The organism is Microvirga zambiensis WSM3693 (assembly GCF_016735695.1).
GTDB classification, from domain to species: Bacteria; Pseudomonadota; Alphaproteobacteria; order Rhizobiales; family Beijerinckiaceae; genus Microvirga; species Microvirga zambiensis.
Window position 1 is genome coordinate 1 of the sequence record NZ_JAERQD010000257.1, and the last position, 502, is coordinate 502.

General features: G+C 63.3%; 1 protein-coding gene. It reads right to left on the reverse strand.

Translation table 11 applies throughout. From position 1 onward, the window contains the following. On the reverse strand, positions 1–502 hold a 502-nt coding region (locus JKL46_RS35180), incomplete at both ends, for an SDR family NAD(P)-dependent oxidoreductase (protein ID WP_201843098.1).

Consider the following 502-nt stretch of genomic DNA (forward strand, 5'->3'; position numbering starts at 1 on the left):
ATGAGCGGCAGGATCTTCGCCTTGAGCACCTCTTCGGGCACCGCCTTTACCATCTCGGTGGCGATATAGCCCGGCGCAATCACGTTGACGGTGACGCCCTTGTTGGCGTTCTCCTGCGCCAGCGCCTTGGCGAAGCCGACCACGCCCGCCTTGGCGGCGGAGTAGTTCGCCTGCCCCATCTGGCCCTTCTGGCCGTTGATGGAGGAGATGATGATGATGCGTCCGAACCCGCGCTCGCGCATCCCCTCGATCACGGGGCGCGTGCAGGTGAACATGGAATCGAGGTTGGTGCGGACGACGGCGGACCACTGATCGAAATTCATCCTGTGGAACATGCCGTCGCGGGTGATGCCCGCATTGTTGACCAGAATGTCGACGGGACCGAGTTCGGCCTCGACGGCGCGGATGCCGGTCTCGCAGGCAGCGGAATCGGAGACGTCGAACTTGAAGACCGGGATGCCGGTCTCGGCTTTGAACTGGTTGGCGGCTTCGTCATTGCCGC